This window comes from Mycobacterium sp. MMS18-G62 (assembly GCF_053877835.1).
This window is the reverse complement of the sequence record NZ_CM132662.1, coordinates 5,825,059-5,846,183: the sequence shown is the minus strand read 5'-3', so window position 1 is coordinate 5,846,183 and position 21,125 is coordinate 5,825,059. Positions and strand designations below refer to the sequence as shown.

Genomic DNA, 21,125 nt, shown 5'->3' with positions numbered 1-21,125 from the left:
TCGGGCGCTAGGCTCCCGTCACACCGACGTCGACGGGAATTGCGGCGCCTGTTACGTATCTCGCTTCGTCGGAGGCGAGCCACGCGACTGCGTTAGCGATGTCCTCGGGCATGGTGATCGAATCAGGAAGCAGTTGTTTGGTGAAGCCGTGCCGCAGAACAGGGTTCGACGCCGCCGCCTTCGCCATGGCCTCGACCATCTCTACGCTTCCCATCGGTGTGACTACCGATCCCGGATGCAGGCTGTTGACCCTGATCATGTGCTTACCGAGTTCGGCGGCGAAGGAACGGGCCAGGCCGGTGATCGCGTGCTTACTCGCGGTATAGGCGATCATGAAAGGCTCCATCGTCACACCCGCCGCTGACCCGATGAGGATGATCGACCCGCCACGGCCGCCGGCGATTATGTGCTTGGCACCCGCCATCACGGTGTTCCACGTACCCACGACGTTGATGTCGATGGTGTCCTGGAAGTCGCGCGCTGACACCTGATCCCACGTCGACGGGACGCAGATGCCTGCGTTCGCCACGATCACGTCGAGACGTCCTAGATCGGCGACGGCATCCTCGACGGCCGCGCAGAGGCCCTCGTGATCGCGCGTGTCCACGATCGCGGTGACTGCGCGGCGGCCGTTGGCGGAGACTAGTTTCGCGGTTTCCGCCAAGTCTTCCGGGGTCGCTGAGTCATACGGGACACTTGGCGGGAGCGGGCCGGCGATGTCGACGAGGATGACGTCGGCTCCGTCGGCGCTGAGGCGTTCCGCGTGTGCGCGGCCCTGGCCGCGCGCGGCGCCGGTGATGAGCGCAACCTTGTCCGTCATGTCTGGCACGTACTTACGCTACCGCAGGTGAGAATCGGCATTGTTGAATATGGAGAATCATCCTTGGCGGCAAGGTAGCGTGGTTGCATGGGTGTGCTCGATGGTCAGACCGCGTTCATCCTCGGCGCCTCGGCGGGTATTGCACAGGCCAGCGCCAAACTGCTCGCCGCCGACGGCGCGACGCTGTACCTGCTGGGCAGATCGATGACGAGGCTGGAGGCCGCCCGCGAGAACGTTCTTCAGGCCGCGCCGGGTGCCGAAATCGTCTTGCACAAAGGTGATCCGGAGGACGAGGCCACTGTCAAGGCGGCCGCCCAGGCGGCCCATGACGTACACGACCGATTGAACATCGTCGTGGGTACCGTCGCCACTGGCGGCACGGGCCCGCTCGTGGAACAGGACCTCGCGAAATTCACGGATCTGGTTATGGGCAACCTGCGGTCGAACTTTCTGGCCATGCGTTACTCGGTGCCATTGATGACCGACGGTGGCTCGATCGTGTTCATCTCGTCGACCTCTTCGAAGATCCCGATGGAGGGACTTGGCCATTACTCGGCGGGCAAAGCCGCGCTCGAGATGATGATCCGGGTTGCCGCTTCTGAGCTCGGGCCGCGCGGCATCCGCGTCAACGCGGTACGCCCGGGTCTGACCGAAGCGGCGACTACCCAGGGCTACATCCATCTAGAGGAGCTCACGAGCAGTTTCCTCGAAAGGGTTCCGCTGGGCAGGCTTGGGGTTTCCAACGATATCGCTCCTGGCGTCCGTTATCTGGCCGGGCCCGAGTCGAGCTGGATGACCGGGCAGAGTTTCGCCATCGATGGGGGCAACGAGGTCCGCGGCGCGCCCCGTGGACCGATGTTCACCGTCTAGCCGATATCGATCGCGTTGCGCGGCGCGGTGATCGGCAGATCCAGCGATGTTGCGATTCCCGGTGCCGCGTTGACGACATAGGGAATGGCATTGACGACGCGCATGGCCGTCGCTTCCATCGCGTTGTCATTTCCCGACTCCGGAGTGTCTTCAGTCCCGAGCTTCAGATCGCATTGCATATGTGGCTGACCCTCGATGATCAGTCGGTATGTGCCATTTGGGGCGGTCGCCCATTCGGGGGCCAAATCAGGAGCCATCCGGTTGATGTGCTCGATAGTGATCACTGGGCGGCCATTGACGACGCCACTGGTCACGGCGCGGACCGCGCCAACCGTACCGGCGGGAATCGTTCCGCACGCGACGGACAGGTCGCGCGGGGTGAGCGCGCGCTCGTAAGACTCGTCGATACGGTCGAGTTCGACGCCGAGGGCTTTGGCCACCAGCCCGATCGGCGGCCCCCACGCGAACTGCTGTGCACCCTCGAGCTCCAGCAGCGGCGTGAAGTCGAGCGGTCTACCGAACCCCATCGCGGTGATCAACAGGTCCTGATTGGGATACGCCGAGTAATCGAAGATCTCTTGCGCGCGAATCGAGGTGATTCTGTTCGACAGCGTCGTGAGCAATACCGCGAACTGATCTCCGGCGAAACCGGGTTCGATCCCCGAGGTGTATATCGTGACCCCAGCCGCCAGCGCGGCTGCGCGCACCTGATCGGCCAGTTCGGGCATCCATCTGTCCGGGAACATCATTCCTGGCGTGTTCGTGGTGACCACGTTGAGTCCGCCGTTGAGCAGGCGCACGTAGTCCCGCACCGCAGCGGCATCCATCTCCGCGCTCGCGGCCCCGTAGACGACACAGTCGGGCTTCAAAGCGATGATGTCGTCGAGATCGTTGGTCGTCGGCACCCCGATGTCGCCGATGCCGACGATCTCGCCGGCGTCGCGTCCGACCTTCTCTGCGCTGTGCACCCACACCCCGACGAGCTCGAGATGCGAGCGGCGGACTATCGCGCGTATCGCCAGGCTGCTGATCCACCCGGTGGAGATGACGGCTACCCGCAACACCTTGTCGCTCATGCTTGCTCCTACGTGGTCACAGATCGGGGATTGGCAATTCGGAATTGGGGCCTTGCAGGCCGCCGTCGACGATGAAGGTCGAGTTGGTGGCGTAGCAGTCCCGCGTGCATAGATAGAGAGTCAGGCGGCCGAGGTCGGCCACGTCGCCGATGCGATGTAGCGGCGTCCGCTCTTTCAGCTTCTCCTCGGAGCCCGGCATCAAGTCGAAGCTCGACTGCAGCCCGGTCGTCAAGAATGCGCCGAGGGCGATGGCGTTCACACGGATCTTCGGCGCGAGTTCCTGTGCCATGGCTCTGGTGAGCGCCTCGAGCCCACCCTTGGCCACGGAATACGGCAGCAGCCCACGAATGCCGAATCGGCTTGCCCCTGAGGAGATATTGACGATCGAACCGCGGCCCACCTTCAGCATGTGAGGCACAACGAGTTGGCTCATGTCGAAGGCCGACGTCACGCAGTAGTCGAATGTGCGGCGCAGGTTGTCTGACGTGAGGCTCAGGAACGGGCCGTAGGTCGCGAAACCCACATTGTTCACCAGGATGTCGATGCGGCCGAACGCGTCTACCGCCGTCCGTACCACTCGCTCGCTGTCCTCGCGCTTGAGCGCATCCGCCGTCAAAGCGAGCCCCTTGCCGCCCGCAGCGGTGATCTCTTCGATCGTCGCCTCGATTTCGGACGACGTGCGCGCGGTCCCGACGACCGCCGCGCCGGCTTCCGCGAGCACTTTCGCGATGCCCTCACCGACACCACGGCCGGCGCCCGTCACGACCGCCACCTGTCTGTCCAGCTGGAACTGTTCTAACGCCACGCGGCGAATCTACCGCAGTGAGAATATGAGTTTCCGCAATTCGGAAACCCGACTTCACAACCGGCATAAGGTAACGGCATGACCCAGTCGCCGCCGGTGCTGCATCACGTGGTCTTCGCCATCGCACGGGAGCGGCTCGATCGGGCGGCCGAATACCTCACAGCGCTGGGCTTTCAATTTCAGGCGTTCGACCACGAGGAGCTCGGCCTCGCAATCAGGCTCGATTGGGACCGCGGGTTCGAGTTGATATCGCCGCTGCCCGAGGCGCCGAACGAGCCAGGAACTGCGGCCGATTTCCTCGCCTGCAACGGCGCCGGATTGTTCTCCGTGGTCGTGCGGACAGCCGATTGCGAAGTGGCCGAGGACATCGCGATACGTCATGGCACCCAGCCCGACTTCCGCCAACATGTCGAGGGCGATGGTTTCACGGTCACCGAAGTGAAACTGCGGCCTCTTTTCGGGATCCCCTTGACGCTGCTGGAGACCAACCTGCCCTGACAGTTATCGTTCCCCCAGCAATCCGCTCAGTTGTTTGGCGAGGTCTGACTTCTTGACCTTGCCGGTCGCAGTGAACGGCAGCGCGTCCTTCTGGGTGATCCAGATGAACTTCGGCACCTTGTACGCCGACAGACGAGTTCGTAGCTGAGCCCGTAGTTCCTCCGTATCTAGTTCTGAATCCCCACGCGGCACGACAGCTGCCGCGACTACAGTGCCATTGCTTCCGCTCTCCGCGCCGACGACGTAGGCCTCGAGCACGCCGTCGCAATCTGCCAGTGCCAGTTCCACTTCGCTCGGTGTGACGTTGGTTCCACCGCCCGTCTTGATCAGATCACCCAACCGCCCGGTGAACTTGATCCAGCCGTCGTCGTAAGCGACGCCACAGTCGCCGGTGCGGTAGTAGCCGTCAGGGGTGAAAACGTCTTCACGTTCGCGCTTATACAGTCGCTGCATCAATGAGTAACCGCGCACCCAGATCTCGCCGTCCGTCCCTACCGGGACCGGTGTTCCTGTATCGGGATCAACCAAGAGGTGGCTGAGGCCCTCGATCGAGACCCCGCCCGTTTCAGCGCGATCCGGTGGCTGCGGCGGATAAGGATCGACTCCGATGTGGTTTCCGCACAGTTCGGTCATGCCGAGCGCATTCGGTCCCTGGGGTCGCCGATGAGGCGGCACCATGGCAGGCATGCTGGTGCGCTTCACCGAACTGAGATCGCGCCGTGCGAAATCAGGGTGCTCCGACAATGATTTGCCTTGCTGCGGCCACCCGAGCGCAATGGTCGCGCGATGGCGCTCGATCAGTTCCAGCGCTTCGGCGGCATCGAACGCGGGCTGTGTCACGAGTGTGGCGCCATGGTGAATGACGGCGTGCACGCCGGTGATCAGACCTCCCACCCAGAAGAACGGCATGGCGGTGAACATCACGGTGTCTGCGGTGACTCCGTAGTCGAAGGTCAGATTGTAGGTGTGGCGGACGAGTGTGCCGTGCGTGTGTACGGGTGCCTTCGGGTCTCCGGTGCTGCCCGAGGTGTAGATGATCATTGCGTCGTCAGCAGGAGTCACACACGATTCGACGTCGACCATGAAGTCCAACTCAATTCCCGGCGGGGAGTCCTCGTCGGGGAGAGCGGTCGCCCAGGCGCGATCACACGCTCCCCATACAGCGATCGTGCGTAGGTAGGGCGTCTTGCGCAGGACGATGCGACCGGGATCCTGCTGGTCTGCCAGTCCCGGTAACGCCTCCTCGAGCCGCTCGACGAAGTCGTGGTTGCGAAAGGCTGACCGGGCCAGAATTGCTTTCAGGTCGGCGTGACGGGCCGTCCAGGCAAGTTCAGAAGCTTTGTAGAAGGTATTGAGGGGAACTGCGACGGCGCCGATGCGCGTCGTCGCAAACCACGCGATCGCCCATTCCACACTGTTGGGCATCAGGATTCCGACGTGGTCACCCTTGCCAACGCCTTCGGCCAGTAGGGCTGTTGCCAACTTCGACGAACGCATGTCCAGGTCGATGTACGTCAAGACCTGCCCGTCGGAGATGAGGAACGGTTTGTCCGCAAAACGCGCGGCACTCGACCTCACCAGCGCAGGAATCGTGGGCGTGATGGTTGGGAAGGGCATGGCCCAACAGGATAGTGGCCTTTCCGCGAAAACGAGAACACTGGTTCTCGCCAGGCGGACTCGGCGATCTACACTGCAGCCATGGCGCCTGCGGACCCTCTGGATCGGATCAAGTCCAGTCTGGCGATCGGCCAGCTGCCGAGCCGCTACGCCATGGCGCTGGACGCCCGTGACCTGGACGGACTGGTGGCGCTCTTCGCTGAGGACGTCGAGGCGGGCGCGCAGGGCCGCGGACGGGAGGCCTTGAAGCGCTGGTACGACGAGGTCCTCCGGCGGTTCTACCGCAGCATTCACCTGATCTGCGGGCACCAGTTCGATTTCACCGACGCCGATCATGCGACGGGCTCGGTCTATTGCCGCGCCGAGCATGAGGACGGTGACGGCTGGTACGTCATCACGATGCGCTACGACGACGTCTACGAACGTCGCGACGGCCAGTGGTGTTTCGTCAAGCGGCGCGAACATCCGTGGTACTCAGTTGACGTGACGGAGCGGCCGGGACCGGACTTCATCCGGTGGCCGACCGATGTCGAACTCCGGGCGGCGATGCCGCACCGGATGCCGACATGGCGCGCGTTCTGGGAGGAGGGAGACCCCGAACTGCCCAAACGGCTCTCACCGCGGCCGTAGCAGGTTTACAAAGCGGTTCGCAAGTGCCATTCTCGTTTTACGAAAATGCCCGTTATCGCTGGGGAGGCCGACATTTCCGACGACAAGGTGCTCAAGGGAGTACGCGTCCTAGAGGTCGCCGCTTGGACGTTCGTCCCATCGGCAGGAGCAGTCCTCGCGGAATGGGGCGCAGAGGTCATCAAGGTCGAGCCGCGTGACGGTGGCGATCCGCAACGCGGTCTCGTCACGATGGGCATCGTCGACTCGGGCGGCGGTGCGGTCAACTACATGATCGAGATCCCCAACCGCGGAAAGAAATCGATCGGAGTCGACTTGAGCACGCCTGGTGGTCAGGAAGTGGTTCGTGAACTGGCCAAAACCTGCGATGTGTTTCTGACGAGCTATCTGCCGGAGCGACGCAGGAAACTCGGCATCGATGTCGATGACATCAGGGCCGCCAACCCGGGCATCGTCTACGTGCGCGGGTCAGGGCACGGCCCGAAGGGGCCGGACTCCGACAAGCCCGGCTACGACGGGGTGTCCTACTGGGCGCGCGGCGGCATCGCCACCGTCCTGACGGAGGACTCCGACGAGTTGGTGCGTTCGCGTCCGGCCTTCGGTGACCTTCTCGGAGGAATGACAATCGCGGGCGGCATTGCTGCTGCGCTCTACAAAAAGGCGACCACCGGTAACGGTTCGATCGTCGACGTGTCGCTTCTGGCCCTGGCCGCATGGAACCTCAGCCCGGATGTGGCGGTGAGCCAAATACATGGTGGCAGTGCGATTCCCAAGTTCGGGCACGCCGACGCGCCCAACCCGTTGGTGGGAACGTACCGAACCCGCGACGATCGCTACGTCCAGCTGATGATGCTGCAGCTCGACAAGTTCTACGCCGAGGCGATGGCGGTGATCGGTCTGCCGGAGTTGATTGACGATCTGCGTTTCGCCGACCCGGCGTCGCGATACGAGAACCGGGTCGCGCTTATCGCGTTGCTTGACGAGGCGTTCGCGAAGCGCACACTTGCGGAGTGGCGCGTCTCGTTGGCACCGCTTTCCGGCGCGTGGGGAATCGTGCAGACACCGGGCGAGCTGTGCCAGGACCCGGCGGTCACCGCGAACGGATATGTGGCGCACACGCAGACCATTAGTGGGACGCCATTTTCATTGCCTACCAACCCAGTTCAGTTCGACGAAAAGGCCGTGGTCCCGCCCGGCGCGCCGGAGCACGGTCAGCACACCGAGGAAATCCTGTTAGATGCGGGCATCGATTGGGACACCATCGAGACGTACAAGAAATCAGGTGCAATCCTGTGAACTCGGCGACACCCAGGCTCACCGACGACTCCATCGACTTCGACCCGTTCTCCATGGACTTCTTCAACGGGGCCTATGACACCTATCGTCGGCTTCGCGACGAAGCGCCCGTGTACTACAACGAACAATGGGACTTCTGGGCGCTGACGCGCTACGACGATGTCGCACCTGCGACAAAGGATCACGAGACCTTCTCGTCTGCCAAGGGTGCGACCCTTGACATGGTCAAGGCCCATGACGACGCCATCCCTGTGCCCAAGGTGATCATCTCCATGGATCCGCCTGAGCATCAGAAGATGCGCAGGCTTGTGAGCAATGTGTTCACCCCTCGGGCGATTGCGGCGCTGGAAGACATGGTGCGCGAGAAGGTCTACGAACGACTCGACGCGCTGAACCCCGAATCGTTCGATGTCGTCGCAGACTTCTCGGCTCTCTTTCCCAACGAGGTCATCACCACCATGCTGGGCGTCCCCAAGCAGGACCGCGACCAGATCCGGCAGTGGTTGGATCTGCTGCTGGAGCGCCATCCGGGTGAAATCGCCACCACCAAAAGGGGATACGAGGCCTCAGTCAACACCGGACTGTATTACTACGATCTGGTGCAGCAGCGGCGAGCCAAGCCCGAGGACGACATGATCAGCCGTCTGATCGAGACGGAGATCGAGCGTGACGGTGTGGTCGAGAAACTCACCGATGTCGACATCACCGGGTTCGCAACGATGCTCGGCGGTGCGGGCGCCGAAACCGTCACGAAGTTGGTTGGCAATGCGATGGTCGCGTTCGCCGACTTTCCCGACCAGTGGCGCAAACTCCGCGAAGACCGAAGCAAAGTAACCGCCGCCGTGGAAGAACTGCTGCGTTATGAAGCGCCATCGCAGTATCAGGTCCGCACCGCGACACGCGACGTAACGTATTACGGAACAACGATTCCCGTCGACAGCGCGGTGCTTCTCGTCACCGGTTCGGCGACACGCGACGAGCGGATGTTCGACGATCCCGACCGTTTGGACATCGACCGCGAACGCAAGATGGGCTTCAATCTCGCGTTCGGATACGGCATACACAGTTGCCTGGGCGCCGCCTTGGCGCGGATGGAGAGCCGCATCGCACTCGAGGCGCTGCTCAACTTCATTCCCGACTACGAGGTGGACCGTGGCGGGTTGCGACGGCTAGCGATGTCCAACGTATGTGGCTGGGCCAATGTCCCAGTACGTAAAGCGGTCTGACACAAAGCCTCTCGTCGCGGCACTATCTACGCGGTAACGGCAGCGGAACATCGGCAAGGCTTCGTAGGCCGCTCCGAAACGGTTCCGTGGGCGAAATGTGTGCTGGCTTCCCGACTGCCTGCATCGCGTGCATCTTGAATGCGCGTGCGGCGGTGCTGAGTCGGTGCTCGATACCGACTCCGGTCTCGCGTTCCAGTGGCCACATGCCACCCCACACCCCCGCATCAGTGCAACGGCGTCGAGCGGCACCGGTGACCAGCCGGCGAACACCCGGATGCCGCTCGTGCAACGCAGACGCAAAGTAGACGGCGTCCGGCCACTCCGATTCGAACTCGAAGCGATCCGGCAGTTCACATGCGCGCACGCCCAGTATCCGCAGGGCCTGTTCGTCACCGATTACTTCCAGGCAGACCTTGACGTCCAAGCCGGCCCGAACCGAGTCGCAGATCAGTCCACCCGCTCCTGTGACGACGTCGGCGATATCGACTCCCAGCACCAGCAGTTGGTGGGGGGTTGCTCTGCCTCGGCTCGATGGGCGGGTCCGTGGCTGCGGCGGTACGGGATCATTCAACGCGGATGCCACGGTCTGTTTCACGGGACCTCTCCTTTGCGGCGATAATAACGCATTGCAACTATGAGAATATACATTTCCACAGACGCGAGCGACCTCCAATGGCTGCGTCATGGGTGCGCTACCGCCGTCGGGAGCGGCCGTCGATGAATCCGTTGACGGCGTAGGCACGCACGAACTCGGCGACGGCATCGTCATCGCGCATATCGATCGTTGGAGACGGGGTGGTGAACAGCGAGAACAGCATGCGCGCGAACCATTCTGTGGCAGAAGCGACGTCGAGATCGCTTCGGACCTCGCCGGTCAGCCTGGCGGCCGAGACGTACGGCGCAAGAAACTCGGTGCATTCCTTCAGAAGCGTTGCGGCGTTCTTCGTCATCATCAAATTCACTTCGGCGTCGTCGAAGTACGCCTCCGGTTCGACGACTCGACGCGCCTGGGCGACGAAGACGGCAGCGCGAACCAGCCGGCCTTCGAGGGTGCTGCCACCGTGACGGTCGATCGCTTTCGCCATGTTTCGGTAGAACCGCTGTGACGCAGCCTCGGCGCATGCCTCGACGACCGTCTCCTTGTCGCGGAAATATTCGTAGAACGTGCTGCGTGATACGTCGGCTTCCCTGGCGATGTCGACGATGGTCGTCTTGGCGAGGCTCCGGGTCCGGAAACACGCAAAGGCCGCCGAGATGATGGCATCTCGGGTGTCAGTCGCCGTTGCCTGCGTCATCGAGGACCCTCTTTCTTACCGGTCGGGTGCGAGGATCAGGCCGCTGGTCGGCACGCCGGTGCCCGAGGTGACCAGAACGTGCTCGACGTTGTCGACTTGGTTGTACGACGTGCCGCGTACCTGGCGCACTCCTTCGGTGATGCCGTTCATTCCGTGGATGTAGGCCTCGCCCAACAACCCGCCATTGGTGTTGATCGGCATCCGCCCACCCAGTGACAACTCGTCGATCGACACAAAATCCTTAGCCTCGCCTCGTCCGCAGAAACCGAGCTCCTCGAGCTGTGTAAACACGAACGGAGTGAAGTGATCGTAGAGGAACGCCGTTGAGATGTCGTCTGGCTTCAATCCCGAATCGCCCCAAAGCTTGTTGCCGACCACACCCATTTCGGGTAGACCCGTGATCTCGTCGCGGTAATAACTCGTCATCACCTCGCCGTCGTAGGCCGCGCCCTGTGCGGCCGCCGTGATGACGGCCGGCGGATTGGGCAGATCCCTCGCCCGCTCGACGCTGGTCACCACCATCGCGACGCCGCCGTCGCTCTCTTGACAGCAGTCCAGCAAGCGCACCACCGGTTCGACGATCCAGCGCGACTCCTGGTGCTGCTCAATGGTTATCGGTTTTCCGTAGAACCAGGCGTCTGGATTTTTGGCGGCGTGCTTGCGGTCGATGACGGAGATCTTGCCGAAGTCGGCATTGGTGACCCCGTAGGTGGACATGTAGCGCTGAGCGTGCAACGAGACCCAAGCTGCAGGCGTCATGAAGCCGAAGGGGGCGTACGGCGCCATCCACAGAGGTGTCACGCCGGGTTGGCGTCCAGCGCCACCAAAGCGGAAACCGGAGCGTTCGTTGAAAGCCCGATAGCACATCACGGCTTCGGCGACCCCGGTCGCGACGGCCATTGCGGCCTGCATCACGGTGCCCGCAGCTGCGCCACCGCCGTGCGGGACCCTGGTGAAAAACGACAGGTTTTCGATGCCGACGTTGCGCGCGACCTCGATCTCCTCGTTCTCGTCGACGCTGAACGTCACCATGCCGTCGATGTCGCTGGGGCGCAGACCCGCATCATCGATGGCCGCCTTGACCGCTTCGCAGGCCAATTGCATTTCGGTGCGGCCCGACTCCTTGGAGAACTCCGTTTGACCGATGCCGGCCAGCGCCGCCTTGCCGCCCAGACGGTCGGTCATGCCTCGACTCCGTCGAGCAGGCTGAGCACCGCTGTCCCGCTGACGTGTGCACCGAGGCTGTTGGTGCCCTTGAACGTAACCTCTACCAAGCCTTCGCCGTCTGCCGACGATTTATCGGTGACGCTGCCTTCGAAGTGCAGCGGGTCGTTCGGGTATGCGGGAACGCCGAGACGGATGGACAGCTTCTTGACCATCGCCTCGGGTCCGGCCCAGTCATGAAGGAACTTCACGCACAGCCCGTTGGTGGTCAGGATGTTGAGGAAGATGTCCTTGGAGCCTTGGGAATTGGCGAAGTGGCGGTCGTGGTGCACCGGCATGTAGTCGCGCGAGGCGATGGCACCCGCGACGATCAGCGTGGTGGTCACCGGCACGTCCATTGGCGTGACCTCGTCACCGACGTTGATGGTGTTCCAGGCGAGGGTTTCGGTGCGCCTGAGTGTGGAGGTCATTTGCCATTTCCTTCCGAGTACGTGTTTCCGAGCCGGGCGAGCTGCTGAGACGCCGAGCCGAGTGCAAGTTCGTTCTGCTTGGCCCACAGGAAATAACGGGACAGCGGGTAGGTGACGTCGATACCCATGCCGCCGTGTACCTGCTGGGCCGACGCTGCAACGCGGGCTCCCGCCTCGGCCGCCCAGAACTTGGCAATGCGCGCTTCGCGACCGGCGGGCCTTTTCTCCGCGATCAGCCATGCCGCGTGCCAGGTGGTCCATCGGATGGCTTCGACGTCGATGAAGGCGTCGGCGAGACGCTGCTGAACAGCTTGGAAGGATCCGATCGGGCGGCCGAACTGTTCGCGCTCGCTGGTGTACGAGGCGGCCAGTTTCAAGGCTCTTTCCACGACGCCGATCTGGATCGCACACAGACCGACGAGAGCTCTGAAGTAGAGCGAGCCGACGATGTCCGCGCCCTCGTTTTGGGTGAGCCTGCGGCCGACAGCTCCGGTCAACTCGACGTCGGCATGGGGTTCGCCGTTGGTGGTGCGTACAGGCGTGATGGTCACGCCGTCGGTTCCTGTCTCCACCACGAACAGCCCGGGACCGTTATCTGTTTGCGCCGACACCACGATCGCCGCAGCGAGTTGAGCCGCAGGCACGAGCTCCTTGGTGCCGAAGAGTCGCCAAGTGTCGCCATCGGAACGGGCGGTGGTGCGGGGTGTGGTCGGATCGGAGCTCCCGGGCTCGGCGAGCGCGGCAGTGAGGATCGTGCTGCCATCGACGACGCCGGGCAAGTACCGCTGCTGCATCTCCGAATCGCCGTGCCGAGCAATCGTGTCCGCGCCGAGAAGGAGGGTGGCGTACACAGGAACCGGTGCGACGCTGTAGCCGACCTCGCTGAGCAGAACGCCCAGTTCGAGGAATCCGCCGCCACTGCCGCCCACCGACTCTGGCAGTGCGATGCCGAGCAGGTCTGAGGATGCGAGTTCGTTCCACAGCGCGGCGTCGTAGCGCTCGTCTTTGGACTCGAGTTCGGTCAGGTGCTCTGGCGTCGCGCGGTGTTCGAACAGCTGACGCGCAACTTTGCCGACCGTCTCTTGTTCTTCGGTGAACGTGAAATCCATTGTGTCTGCTTGCCTTCAGTCAGTTGGCTGGCCTGAATTGGTGCAATACCAACTCGTCACCACTGGGCAGGGCTTCAAAGGTCTCGTAAAAGACCTCGACCGGCATTCCGACTTCGATGGCATCAGGTTCGATGTCGCAGAGGTTGGACACGATGCGGACGCCCTCGTCGAGTTCGATGAGCGCAACGACATAGGGGTACTGGAGAAACGGCAGCGGGGGATACTGCGGCATCACAAAGCTGTACACCGTGCCGCGACCGGACGACACCACGTAGTCCCAGTTGAGCGACTGGCATTTGCCGCACATCGGCCGCGGTGGCACCCGCAACGTCTGACAATCCACGCAACGCTGGATGCGAAGTTCGTTGTCTTTCAAGCCCGACCAGAAGAACTCGGTGTCCGGGCTGATCGAGGGTGCGAGTCTGCTGGCCATCAACTTCCCGTCTTGAATCGCAGGGTACGGAACCATTGGCGTCCGATGACGTCGCCGTTCTGATCGCGGTAGGTGGTCACCCAGGTGACGAAGAAGCCGTTGCCCATCGCGGTCTTCTTCTCGTCAGAGATCGAGTCGAAGACGGTCTCGGCGGTGATCTGGTCTCCGACACGGGGATAGCGTTCGATTTCGAACTCGGAGTTCGTCGCGATGATGCCCGTGTAGCCGGCGTCGGAGAGGAACTGCAGCGGATTGGTCTTGATTTCGATTGGCACACCGCCACGCTCGTGGATGCCCGCCAGCTTGGGTGGAGGCATCGTCCAGCTCTGCAGCATCACCGGAGGCGAGACGATCCCTCCGTACCGGGACGATGCGGCAAACTCCTCATCGAGGTATGCCGGATTCATGTCGTCCAGCGCGTACGCCCAGTGTCGGATCATCGCGGCGTTTACCGGATCGGGCGCGTGAGAGGGCTTGCCGACTCCGTCGGTGGGCGTACCGACCAGCGCGTCGAGGCGCTGGCGGAGTTCGTCTTTCGTCGTCTCGGTCACTGCGTTTCCTTTCAGGAGGCTCGCATGTCCCGGGGTGCGCGCGGCATTCCGAGACCGGCCATGGCGATGATGTCGCGCTGCAATTCGTTGGCGCCGCCACCGAAGGTATTGATGACGGCAAATCGGTAGGCGCTTTCCAGTTCACCCTTCAGAGGCGCGGTTGAGCCTTTTCGTGAGCCGGCTTGGCCTACGACGTCAAGCAGTTCACGAGCCACCTGCTGGGTGAGTTCGGTGCCGAAAACCTTTGCGGCCGAGGCTTCACCCATGCCCAGCCCACCTGAACTCATGTTCGTGTTGACTCGCAGGTTCAGGAGCCGATAGGCGGCAACTTGTGCTTCCACTCGCGCCAAGGCTTGCTGCACCCAGGGCTGATCGATCACGAACCCGTCGTCGAGTTCGGTGGTCTTGGCCCACTCCAGGGTCTTGTTGAAGAGCGGTTCCAGCGCGCCGAGATTGCCGAGCGCGGCCCGTTCGAGGTTCAGCTGGTTGGTGACAAGCTTCCAACCTTGGTTCTCGCCGAGCACGATGGCGCTCTCCGGAACACGCACGTCGTCGTAGAATGTGTAGTACGTCGAGACACCCGGCATCGTGTGAAGGGGTTTCCAGGAGAAGCCGGGTGAGTCGGTCGGCACGATGAACACCGTTATGCCCTTGTGCTTCTTGGCTTCCGGATCTGTTCGGGCGGCCAGCCAAATGTAGTCGGCGAATTCGGCCCCGCTGGTGAACATCTTGGACCCGTTGATCACGAACTCGTCGCCGTCGCGCACCGCGCTGGTGCGTAGAGAGGCCAGATCGCTGCCGGCCCCCGGTTCGGAGTATCCGATCGCGAAGTCGACTTCGCCCTTCAGGATCGCGGGAAGGAACTTCTGCTTCTGCTCCTCGGTTCCGTACTGAATGAGTGTGGGTCCGACGGTATTGAGCGTGATCATGGGCAGCGGTGCCTTCACCCGCCGCGCCTCCTCGCCGAAGATGTACTGTTCCAAGGCCGTCAGGCCACCGCCGCCGTACTCTGTCGGCCACGCGACGCCGAGCAGGCCGGCCTCGCCGAGGGCGCGCCGGCACTCGGTCATCGCCGCGCCGCCCTCCGTCAGCCCCGCCACGGCAGCACGTCGCTCGGGGGTCATGACGGCCTCGAGGCGTTCGCGGTAGTCCTTGCGGAGCTGTTCTTGCTCGGGGGTGTAGTCGAAGTCCATCAGATGCTCACTCCCAGTCGTACGGGCATCTTCTTGACTCCGGGCACCATGGTGGCGCGCAGGCGAGTCACGTCTCCGGTCAATTCGATCGTCGGATATGTACCCAGCAACACCTCGAACATGATCCGAGCCTCGAGCCGCGCCAGCTGCGCGCCGAGGCAGGCGTGCTCACCGGCACCGAATGCGATGTGCACGTTTGGGCTACGGGTGATGTCGAACTCCTCCCCGTTGGCGCCGAAGATCTCCTCGTCGCGGTTGGCCGCGCCGTAGAGCATGACCACCGTCTCGCCGGACTTAATCAACTGGCCGCGGATCTCGACGTCCTCGGTGGCTTCCCGCGCCATATGTGTCACGGGGCTGGTAAATCGCAGCATCTCCTCGACAGCGCTTCCCATGAGTTCGGGGTTCGAGCGGAGAAGTGCGAATTGATCGGGATGATCAAGCAGCGCCAGGGTGCCGAGCGCAATCAGGTTGCGGGTGGTCTCGTTGCCCGCCACCAGGAGCAGGAACGAGAAATTGAGCAGGTCGGCATCCGTTAGCCGTTCGCCGTCGACCTCTGCCGCCGCCAAGATGCTGAGCAGGTCGTCTTGCCCGGTGACCTCGCCGGAGCGACGTGTATCGATCAACTTCGTGAAGTATTCGTAGAGCTCGCCGAGCGCAACAAAGTTGTCCAGCTCGATATCAGGATCGGCGGTCCCCACCGCTGCATCCGACCAGGCCCGGAACTGCTCCCAGTCGTCCGGCGGCGCACCGAGCATCTCGGCGATCATCCGGGTGGGGAGCGGAGAGGCGATCTCCTCGGCGAATTGGTACTCCCTGGACGGATCGACGTCGTCGAGGATGCCCTTGACGATCTCGCGGACCTTGGGCTCCAGCAACGTGACCTGGCGTCGCGTGAAGCCCGAGTTGATGAGCTTGCGCAGCTGCCGGTGCCGCGGCGGGTCGGTGAAGATGAGATTCCCCTCCTGCACCGGGCTGGGCATTTCGGGATCCGGGATCGTGATGCCCTTGGTCGACGAAAATATGTGGGGGTGTCCGGACACGAAGCGCACATCCTCGTACTTCGTCAGCGCCCAGAAGTTCGTGACGTCGTTCCAGACGACCGGTGTGCTGTTGCGCAGTTCCCGATAGGCCGGGTATGGATCCCCTGCGTAGAAATCGGGGGAATGCAGTGGATACGCGGACGTGGGGCGAGAAACTCCAGGTGCGGGCTCAGTGGGCACTGCAGACCTTCCTCGTCGCCGAAGATTGATCGGACAGATATGGCAATAATGTCCGCTAACAATGTGTCTACCGCACTCAAACGGCACCTGTCAATTAGGTATCTATCCAGGTAAAATCCGAGTACGTTGACGTCTCAAGGTCCGTGGGTGTACATCTTTGTTGAAGATGTCGGATTCTGTGCGGTGCGGAAGGCGGAGTTGCAAATGGCCGAGTCGTGTCCCCTCGTCGACCGCTACGGGCACTACATCGGCGGTCGGTGGGTGGAACCGGACAACGGACGCTACGACGTCGTCGATCCCGCCACTGAGCAGGTCATCTCGACGGCACCCGACGCCAGCGTGGCCCAGGTCGAATCGGCGATCGCCGCGGCGCGCTCCGCGTTCGACTCCGGCATCTGGTCCGCGGCGGCACCCGAGGAACGATCCCGCTGCCTCCAGCAGCTCAGTGACGCGCTGCTCGCGCGGGGGGACGACATCTACGCGCTGGCGCAGACCGAGTGGGGCTGCACAGCAAACGAGAGATTGATCCAGGTCGACGGTCCCGCGTTCATGGCAGGCCGTGCCGCCGAACTCGCACTCGAGCCCGTCGAAGCTCCCGAAGATTTCTGGGGGGCCGCAGGCACCACGCTGCTGAGGCATGAGCCGCTCGGCGTGGTCGCGGCCATGACGCCGTGGAACTTCCCACACACGCTGAACATCATGAAGCTGCGTGCCGCGCTGGCCGCGGGCAACACGATGGTCCTCAAGCCGTCGCCGCTCACCCCGCTGGCCGGGCTGGCGCTGGCGCGCATCATCGACGAGGAGACCGACATCCCACCCGGCGTGGTGAATGTCGTCACGCCGAGCGGCATCGATGCCAGCAAGGTATTGACCCTCGACCCCCGGGTGGACATGGTCACCTTTACCGGCAGTTCGTCGGTCGGTCGCGACGTGATGGCCGCTTCGGCTTCCACGATGAAGCGGATTCTGCTCGAATGCGGCGGCAAGTCCGCGTGCATCTTTCTCGACGATGTCGACGTCACCGACGAACTGCTCGAGCGGATTCTCTTCGACGGGTGCACATTGCACGCCGGGCAGGCTTGCATCCTCAACAGTCGGCTCGTGGTGCCCGACGCCCTCCACGACGATGTCGTGAGCCGCTTGGTGGAACTCGCACAGAACGTAAAGGTCGGGGATCCGCGCGACGCGGATGTGACGATGGGACCGTTGATCAGTCGTCAACACCTGGACCGAGTAGAGGGCTTCGTCAAGCGTGCGGAGCAGGACGGCGCGAAAGTGGTTGCCGGCGGCGGACGTCCGAAGGATCTCGGCACTGGCTACTACTTCGAGCCGACGATCCTGACCAATGCGACCGCCGAGTCCTACATCGCGCAGGAAGAGGTGTTCGGTCCCGTGATGACCGTGTTGTCCTACAGCGGAGACGACGACGCCGTTGCGATCGCCAACAACTCGGCGTACGGCCTCGGCGGTGCGATCTGGGGCACCGACGTCGACCGGGCAGTCGATATCGCGCGACGGATTCGGACCGGTCAGATTTCGATCAACGGCACCATATCGGGCGACGCCCCGTTCGGGGGTTTCAATCAGAGCGGTATCGGGCGTGAAGGCGGTGTGATGGGCATGCGGGCCTACATGGAGCCCAAGGCAATTGGAGTGCCTGCATGACGGGACCGCTTGCTGGTCTGCGTGTCATCGAGCTCGGCGGCGACATCACTGCGGCGTACTGCACCAAATTGCTCGTCGATCTCGGCGCTGATGTGTTGAAGGTCGAATCACCGGCAGGCGATCCGCTGAGGAAGTGGGGGACTTCCGGCGGACTCTTTGAATATCTGAATGCCGGAAAGCGCGGATTGACAGTCGATCTCGATTCCCACACCGATGTGCTCCACGCTCCGATCGCGCAGGCAGATCTGCTGGTCGAGAATCTGGCACCGGGAGCGGCGCAGCGTTGGGACTGGGGAATCGACCACGACAGTCTGCAACAGATCAACCCCAATCTCGTCGTAGTGCGGATCTCCGACTACGGACAGGACGGACCGCGATTCGATCGGCAGTCCACACCGCTGACCCTGCAGGCCGCCGCCGGCTGGGTGTCGACCCGCGAGCCTGACCGGCCACCGGTGCAGGCCGGCGCACGCATCCCCGAGTACATCGCCGGTTGCTACGCCGCGCTCGGCGCCCTGACGGCGTTGCGGATCGCCGACGCCGGGACGAACCGGGTGATCGAGGTCGACGTTTCGGCCTTCGAGGCCCTGTTGTCGACGTTGCCCTATCCGATGCTGATGGCCGCGCGGTTGAAAAGCCTTGGCCTGCCGCCCAACTCCAAGGCCGCACCAATGCTGGGCATCGTGCGGGCAGCCGACGGCTGGATCGGGATCAACTGCCTGACCGGTCAGCACTGGCTGGATGTGTGCGCGATGGTCGGGCTTCCCGAATTCGGGGAGCATCAGATCGCGATCATGTTGGGTGGGCCCGAGCGGGACGAGTTCTTCGCAAAAGCGCAGCCGTGGCTCGAATCGATGAACGTAGCCGATCTGGTGGAGCTCAGTCAGGCCATGCGGATTCCCGCGGCACCGGTGAACGACGGAGCGACCATTCTGGAGTCGCCGCAATATCGCGATCGTGGGTTCTTCGTCGAAGGGGACGTCGACGGTTCACGCTTCATGCGACCGGGCGCACCCTTCCGGTTGGCGAAAACGCCGGTGAGTGCTCCGCGGTCCGCGCCGCGACTGGGTGACGCAACAGTCGGTTGGGATAATCGCGCCGCGCCATCGTCGTCACGACCTGTCGAGCAGATCGACGCACCGTTCTCGGGCCTGAAAGTGTTTGATCTGAGCACATTCTGGTCCGGTGCGTACCTCACGATGTACTTGGGCGCGTTCGGCGCGGACGTCCTCAAGGTCGAGTCGATCCAACGCCCCGACGGTCATCGATACTCGGGTTCGCTACTGCGCAGCAGCGACGACTGGTACGAGATCGGGCCGATGTGGCAGGCCACCAACCTCAACAAGCGTGATATCACCCTCGACCTGACATCGGATGCCGGTCGCGAACTTGCGCTGCGGCTGGCGGCAGAGGCCGACGTGGTGGTGGAGAACTTCTCACCGCGCGTTGTGGAGCATTTCGGTCTGGACTATGCCTCCTTGAACGAGATCAACCCCGACGTCATCATGATGCGGATGCCGGGCCTCGGACTCGAAGGTCCGTGGCGCGACTACGTCGGGTGGGCGCTGAATTTCGAGCAATTGTCCGGCATGTCGGCGGCCACCGGCTACCCCGACGGCCCACCGTGCAACCTGCAGGGACCCGCCGACCCGATTGTGGGTGTGCACGCCACCGTCGCGCTCCTTGCTGCGCTCGACCACAAGCGCAGAACCGGTGAGGGCCAACTGATCGAGGTTGCGCAGATCGAGGTCGGCGCCGCGCTGATGGCGGAACCGGTCATCGAGTACTCGCTGACTGGCCGAGTGCCCGAGCGGGAGGGGAACCGGCACCGCGCCTATGCCCAGGGTGTCTATCCGGCCAGTGGCGAAGATGAATGGGTGGCGATCTCGGTGCGCGACGACGCCGACTGGGCCGCTGTGCTCGAGGTGATCGGTCGCCCAGAACTCCGCGATGACGCGCGATTCGCCACACCCGAAGCCCGCTTGGCCAACCATGACGCTTTCGACGACGTCCTACAGCAGTGGACGGTCACCCGGGGGCCGGACGACGTGGCCGAGACGCTCCGGCGTCACGGTGTGCCTGCCGAGCGTCTGCTTACTGGCGACCGCATGTACGACGTCGACCAGCTCGAAGCCCGCGGCTACTACACCGATCTCGAGCATCGGCTCTCGGGACGCCAGCGCTACCCGGGCTGGCCTTTCCGGATCACGCCGGGTCCTTCGCAACACCACCGCTCGCCGTCGCCGACGCTGGGTCAGCACAACGCCGAGGTTCTGCAGGCTCTGGGGTTGTCGGACGCCGACGTGGCGGGTTTGCGCGAACGACGGGTGATCGGCGAGCGGCTGCTGAATGCGTGACGGCCGCTCGTGATCAACGAGGCGCGAAGTGTTATACGATCTGCCTACCGAGCGAAAATAACTGTTTACATTTTTGCACAAACAGCACTCTCTGTGCAGAGAGTTCAGACTGATCCCACTCGAGTGACGCCGCTCGCGACAAGTCAGGCGACCATTGCAGCGCACTCTTGGCGCACGTCGCGGGATCCCACCGGAGATTTTGTGGCCCTACTTCAGAAGAACGAGGGTCCCACAAATCTGCGTATCAACTGGCGTTCGCATTCTCGATCTTCCACCGGCCAGTACCACAATGCAAAAGTGATCCGAACAAGATATTGAGCGGCCAAAGGGTCGGCCTCCCCGATCATCTCCCCGGCGAGATCGGCCACAAGAGGTGACGTGATTACCCATCCTCGGTCGCTGTCGGGACTGATCGCGCCCATCATCAGCTCGCCGAAGGGCTGTGCACGGATGTTCTCGAGCGCTACTTCGATTGCAGTCACGACTCGATCCGGTCCTGTCAGTCCTTCAATAGCCTGCCGGACCGATCCGAGCACGTGCTGCGAAGCTCGGCGAATGATGCCCTCGAGTATCACCGTCTTACCGCCCACCTGACGGTAGATCGTTGCCGGCGAGCAGTGGACCTTCTGAGCAAGTGTTTCGATACTGAAGCCTTCGATGCCCTTTCGGGAGACCAGATCAGTCGCTGCTGCGAAAATTCGCTCAGTTGCTGCGCTGCCCCGATTCGAACCGACGAGCCAGTCATCGCGTTGTGTCACCGCGAACCTTCTTCCATGGGCCATGTCAGTGGAATCCGTCGCGAGGCTTGTAGATGCGCACTGATTCTTCGC

Annotated in this window: 21 protein-coding genes; 7 read left to right on the top strand and 14 right to left on the bottom strand. The window is 63.0% G+C overall.

The genetic code is table 11. From position 1 onward, the window contains the following. Positions 1-7 precede the first annotated feature (7 nt). A complete protein-coding gene (locus ACWW36_RS29165) occupies positions 8-820 on the bottom strand; it encodes a mycofactocin-coupled SDR family oxidoreductase (protein ID WP_456142672.1) in 813 nt (270 codons plus the stop codon). Between the two features lie 87 nt (positions 821-907). On the opposite strand from ACWW36_RS29165, the gene ACWW36_RS29160 reads away from it, so the two are divergent. Next, positions 908-1,690 carry an SDR family NAD(P)-dependent oxidoreductase gene (locus ACWW36_RS29160; protein ID WP_456139378.1) on the top strand — a complete coding sequence of 261 codons (783 nt, stop codon included), beginning with the start codon at positions 908-910 and terminating at the stop codon, positions 1,688-1,690. Here the strand turns inward: ACWW36_RS29160 and ACWW36_RS29155 are convergent. Both ACWW36_RS29155 and ACWW36_RS29150 read right to left on the bottom strand, forming a co-directional pair. Beyond that, positions 1,687-2,766 carry an NAD(P)H-dependent amine dehydrogenase family protein gene (locus tag ACWW36_RS29155; RefSeq protein WP_456139377.1) on the bottom strand — a complete coding sequence of 360 codons (1,080 nt, stop codon included), beginning with the start codon at positions 2,764-2,766 and terminating at the stop codon, positions 1,687-1,689. The genes ACWW36_RS29160 and ACWW36_RS29155 overlap by 4 nt on opposite strands. Positions 2,767-2,782: 16 nt before the next feature. Further along, positions 2,783-3,571 (bottom strand): SDR family NAD(P)-dependent oxidoreductase, encoded by a 789-nt coding sequence (locus tag ACWW36_RS29150; protein WP_456139376.1) that lies wholly within the window; start codon positions 3,569-3,571, stop codon positions 2,783-2,785. A gap of 78 nt (positions 3,572-3,649) precedes the next feature. Between ACWW36_RS29150 and ACWW36_RS29145 the strand changes: the two genes are divergently transcribed. After that, complete coding sequence (locus ACWW36_RS29145; RefSeq protein ID WP_456139375.1) at positions 3,650-4,069, top strand: VOC family protein; 420 nt, start codon at positions 3,650-3,652, stop codon at positions 4,067-4,069. A gap of 3 nt (positions 4,070-4,072) precedes the next feature. Here ACWW36_RS29145 and ACWW36_RS29140 read toward each other — a convergent pair whose 3' ends face one another. Beyond that, complete coding sequence (locus ACWW36_RS29140; RefSeq protein ID WP_456139374.1) at positions 4,073-5,686, bottom strand: class I adenylate-forming enzyme family protein; 1,614 nt, start codon at positions 5,684-5,686, stop codon at positions 4,073-4,075. A gap of 99 nt (positions 5,687-5,785) precedes the next feature. Between ACWW36_RS29140 and ACWW36_RS29135 the strand changes: the two genes are divergently transcribed. From ACWW36_RS29135 to ACWW36_RS29125, 3 genes are read left to right on the top strand one after another with little or no spacing between them, the layout of a single operon-like run. Further along, the gene (locus ACWW36_RS29135; protein ID WP_456142671.1) at positions 5,786-6,316 is read left to right on the top strand and encodes a nuclear transport factor 2 family protein; all 531 of its coding nucleotides are present in this window, start codon (positions 5,786-5,788) and stop codon (positions 6,314-6,316) included. Positions 6,317-6,361: 45 nt separating this feature from the next. Continuing rightward, positions 6,362-7,609, top strand: a complete 1,248-nt coding sequence (locus ACWW36_RS29130) for a CaiB/BaiF CoA transferase family protein (RefSeq protein WP_456139373.1) — start codon at positions 6,362-6,364, stop codon at positions 7,607-7,609. A 53-nt stretch (positions 7,610-7,662) separates the two neighbouring features. Beyond that, positions 7,663-8,835 (top strand): cytochrome P450, encoded by a 1,173-nt coding sequence (locus ACWW36_RS29125; protein ID WP_456142670.1) that lies wholly within the window; start codon positions 7,663-7,665, stop codon positions 8,833-8,835. Between the two features lie 22 nt (positions 8,836-8,857). On the opposite strand, the gene ACWW36_RS29120 is transcribed toward ACWW36_RS29125, so the two are convergent. The 9 genes from ACWW36_RS29120 to ACWW36_RS29080 form a co-directional block, all read right to left on the bottom strand. Then, complete coding sequence (locus ACWW36_RS29120) at positions 8,858-9,430, bottom strand: hypothetical protein (protein WP_456139372.1); 573 nt, start codon at positions 9,428-9,430, stop codon at positions 8,858-8,860. A gap of 97 nt (positions 9,431-9,527) precedes the next feature. Continuing rightward, positions 9,528-10,130 carry a TetR/AcrR family transcriptional regulator gene (locus ACWW36_RS29115; RefSeq protein WP_456139371.1) on the bottom strand — a complete coding sequence of 201 codons (603 nt, stop codon included), beginning with the start codon at positions 10,128-10,130 and terminating at the stop codon, positions 9,528-9,530. Between the two features lie 15 nt (positions 10,131-10,145). Further along, on the bottom strand, positions 10,146-11,315 hold the full coding sequence (locus ACWW36_RS29110) for a lipid-transfer protein (RefSeq protein WP_456139370.1): 1,170 nt from the start codon (positions 11,313-11,315) through the stop codon (positions 10,146-10,148). After that, entirely contained in the window at positions 11,312-11,764 is a 453-nt protein-coding gene (locus tag ACWW36_RS29105; protein WP_456139369.1) for a MaoC family dehydratase, read from the bottom strand. The genes ACWW36_RS29110 and ACWW36_RS29105 overlap by 4 nt, the downstream gene beginning before the upstream one ends. Next, positions 11,761-12,873: an acyl-CoA dehydrogenase family protein gene (locus ACWW36_RS29100; protein ID WP_456139368.1), complete on the bottom strand. Its 1,113-nt coding sequence runs from the start codon at positions 12,871-12,873 to the stop codon at positions 11,761-11,763. Before ACWW36_RS29100 ends, ACWW36_RS29105 begins: the two co-directional genes overlap by 4 nt. Before the next feature lie 19 nt (positions 12,874-12,892). Next, positions 12,893-13,306 (bottom strand): Zn-ribbon domain-containing OB-fold protein, encoded by a 414-nt coding sequence (locus ACWW36_RS29095; RefSeq protein ID WP_456139367.1) that lies wholly within the window; start codon positions 13,304-13,306, stop codon positions 12,893-12,895. Next, the gene (locus tag ACWW36_RS29090; RefSeq protein WP_456139366.1) at positions 13,306-13,857 is read right to left on the bottom strand and encodes an FAS1-like dehydratase domain-containing protein; all 552 of its coding nucleotides are present in this window, start codon (positions 13,855-13,857) and stop codon (positions 13,306-13,308) included. The genes ACWW36_RS29095 and ACWW36_RS29090 overlap by 1 nt, the downstream gene beginning before the upstream one ends. A gap of 11 nt (positions 13,858-13,868) precedes the next feature. After that, complete coding sequence (locus ACWW36_RS29085) at positions 13,869-15,050, bottom strand: acyl-CoA dehydrogenase family protein (RefSeq protein ID WP_456139365.1); 1,182 nt, start codon at positions 15,048-15,050, stop codon at positions 13,869-13,871. Then, positions 15,050-16,222 carry a cytochrome P450 gene (locus ACWW36_RS29080; protein WP_456142669.1) on the bottom strand — a complete coding sequence of 391 codons (1,173 nt, stop codon included), beginning with the start codon at positions 16,220-16,222 and terminating at the stop codon, positions 15,050-15,052. The genes ACWW36_RS29085 and ACWW36_RS29080 overlap by 1 nt, the downstream gene beginning before the upstream one ends. Positions 16,223-16,477: 255 nt before the next feature. Here ACWW36_RS29080 and ACWW36_RS29075 point away from each other — a divergent pair, with 255 nt between their 5' ends. Together ACWW36_RS29075 and ACWW36_RS29070 are read left to right on the top strand one after the other, a co-directional pair. Beyond that, positions 16,478-17,938: an aldehyde dehydrogenase family protein gene (locus tag ACWW36_RS29075; RefSeq protein WP_456142668.1), complete on the top strand. Its 1,461-nt coding sequence runs from the start codon at positions 16,478-16,480 to the stop codon at positions 17,936-17,938. Further along, positions 17,935-20,295 carry a CaiB/BaiF CoA transferase family protein gene (locus tag ACWW36_RS29070; RefSeq protein ID WP_456139364.1) on the top strand — a complete coding sequence of 787 codons (2,361 nt, stop codon included), beginning with the start codon at positions 17,935-17,937 and terminating at the stop codon, positions 20,293-20,295. Before ACWW36_RS29075 ends, ACWW36_RS29070 begins: the two co-directional genes overlap by 4 nt. 212 nt (positions 20,296-20,507) lie before the next feature. Here ACWW36_RS29070 and ACWW36_RS29065 read toward each other — a convergent pair whose 3' ends face one another. After that, positions 20,508-21,053, bottom strand: a complete 546-nt coding sequence (locus tag ACWW36_RS29065; protein ID WP_456139363.1) for a TetR/AcrR family transcriptional regulator — start codon at positions 21,051-21,053, stop codon at positions 20,508-20,510. Positions 21,054-21,125: the final 72 nt, after the last annotated feature.